Genomic DNA, 2,575 nt, shown 5'->3' on the forward strand with positions numbered 1-2,575 from the left:
AGGCTTAAGAAAGTAACGTTTCTTTAAATCGGGATGAGATTTGATTTTTTCTTGGACTTCTATCAAGGTACGTATTACACCTAATACTTTCAAATTATAGTCATAAAAAATGAATCGGGCGGTGTACAATAAAAACAAATAATCCCGGACTCTTTGTCAAGAATCCGGGATTATTTGTTTTTATCGTTTTTGAGAGGCTTTACTTAGCCGGCTTCAGCCATTTGTCCAGCCATTCAAAGAAGGTACGTTGCCACAGCACGCCATTCTGAGGTTTCAGTACCCAGTGGTTTTCGTCCGGATAGATAAGCAGTTCGGCAGGAACGCCACGCATCACGGCTGCATCGAAGGCGGCCATTGCCTGGTTGGCAAGAATGCGGAAGTCCTTCTCTCCGTGGATGCAGAGGATAGGGGTGTCCCATTTGTCGACGAAGAGATGCGGGGAGTTGGCAAAAGTGCGTTGTGCCGTAGCGTTGTTCTTTTCCCAATAAGCACCGCCCATATCCCAGTTGGCAAACCATTTCTCTTCCGTTTCCAGATATTGCATTTCCATGTTGAAGATACCGTCGTGTGCGATGAATGCCTTGAAGCGTTTGTCATGGTGTCCGGCAAGCCAATATACGGAGAAGCCTCCGAAGCTGGCGCCTACGCAACCCAGGCGGTCTTTGTCGACGAAAGGTTCCTTGGCCATTTCGTCAATGGCAGTGAAGTAGTCCTTCATGCACTGGCCGCCATAATCACCGCTGATGGCTTCGTTCCACTCTACACCGAAGCCCGGAAGACCACGACGGTTGGGAGCTACGATGATATAGTCGTTTGCCGCCATAATCTGGAAATTCCAACGGTAGCTCCAGAACTGGCTGACGGGACTCTGAGGACCGCCTTCACAGAAGAGGAGGGTGGGGTACTTCTTGTTAGGGTCGAACTGCGGAGGATAAATCACCCAGGTCAGCATCTGCTTGCCGTCGGTGGTCTTCATCCAGCGGGCTTCCACTTTACCCATTTCCAGCTGGTCGTAAATCTGCTTGTTTTCTGTGGTCAGTTGCACTGCTTCTGCAAAAGCGTCGCCGTTACGTGCACTGTTTACGGCATAGATTTCGTCGCCCATGCTCATGGAATGGCGTTTGGCGATAATCTTGTCTCCGCAAAGGGCAAGCGAAGCATAGTCGTACATGCCGTCGGTGAGCTGGGTAAGCTTGTCGTTTCCGGCAAGGTCGATGTTGTAAATCTGTGTCTCGCCATGCCATACACCGATGAAGTAGATGCTCTGGGAATCTTTGTTCCACAAGAAGGCGTCCACGTTCGATTCGAAAGCTTTGCTTACAAAACGTTTCTCGCCGGTCTCGAGGTTCATGATAAACAAGCGGTTCAAGTCGGCTTCGTAGCCGTCACGCTCCATGCTCTGCCAGGCGATGTATTTGCCGTCGGGAGAGTATTGGGGATTCGTATCATATCCCTTGTTTTCTTCCGTGATGTTTTTGGTTTCCTTGGAGGCAAGGTCGTAGATATAAATGTCGGAGTTGGTGGAAATGGCATACGCCAGTCCGGTTTTCTTACGGCATGTATAGGCCACCTTATCAGAAGACGGGCTCCATGCCAGCTGCTCGATACCGCCCCAGGGCTTCATCGGGCTTTCGTATGGCTCTCCCTCAAGAATATCAGTGACATTGCTGATGGCATTGCCGTCGAAATCGGCAACGAATGGATGGGGAGCAGTAGTCACCCATTCGTCCCAATGCTTGTACATCAGGTCGGTAACGATGATGCCGGTGGCTTTAGGAAGGTCCGGATGTTTGTCTGCCGTACTCTTCACGGCCTTTACCTGGGCAATGAAAAGGAGTTTCTTGCCGTCGGGCGAGAAAGAGAACCCTTCGATGTCTCCCTCGTATTGGGTCAGCTGCTTGCGTCCGCTGCCGTCGGGATTCATTTCCCATACCTGGCTGCTGCCGCTTTCGTTGCAAAGGAAGGCAAGCTTCTTGCCGTCCTTGAACCATGTGGGCTGTCCTTCTTGCCAGGCGTCATGCGTTATCTGGGTATTGTCACTACCGTCGGCATTCATGACGAAGACTTCGCTGTTACTCTTGTTCTGGGGCACGCTGTAATAGGATACCGTGTAGGCAATTTGCTTTTCGTCGGGGGATACGGCCACACTGCCGATGCGTCCCATCGCCCAGAGTGCCTCGGGTGTCATACGCTTTCCTTCAATCTTGATGTCCGACCGCTGGATGAGCGTTGCTGCGTCCTGCTGCTGTCCGGCATCTTTTGTGCCTCCGCAAGAGGCCAATGTCATGGCTGCTGACATAAGTAGTAGATTTACTTGTTTCATATATGCTTTTTGTTTCAGTTATTTTAATGCAAAGATACTAAATTTTCCTTCCTTGCCAATTTCCACGTTTGATATATAGCCAGCAGAAAATGAGAATAAAGCTGGAATAAACCATTTCCGAGGTCCAGCAGATGGCCACGTCGAGTTGCAGAATCAGAATAATGTAGGTGATATAGGCTGTGTAGATGACCAGCGTAGCCATCTCCAACCCCCATGCCGTACGCGTGTTGCCGGTTCCGGAAACTGCCTGGA

General features: G+C 50.3%; 1 protein-coding gene and 1 pseudogene. Both read right to left on the reverse strand.

Going from position 1 to position 2,575, the window contains the following annotated elements; translation table 11 throughout:
* Positions 1 to 199: 199 nt before the first annotated feature.
* On the reverse strand, positions 200 to 2,323 hold the full coding sequence (locus ABUA47_RS23985; protein ID WP_035448464.1) for an alpha/beta hydrolase family protein: 2,124 nt from the start codon (positions 2,321 to 2,323) through the stop codon (positions 200 to 202).
* 37 nt (positions 2,324 to 2,360) lie between these two features.
* A pseudogene (locus ABUA47_RS23990) lies at positions 2,361 to 2,575 on the reverse strand (MATE family efflux transporter); the annotation flags it as partial.

It is taken from the genome of Bacteroides sp. RTP31139st1_H2_RTP31139_211217 (assembly GCF_040227615.1).
GTDB lineage: Bacteria > Bacteroidota > Bacteroidia > Bacteroidales > Bacteroidaceae > Bacteroides > Bacteroides uniformis.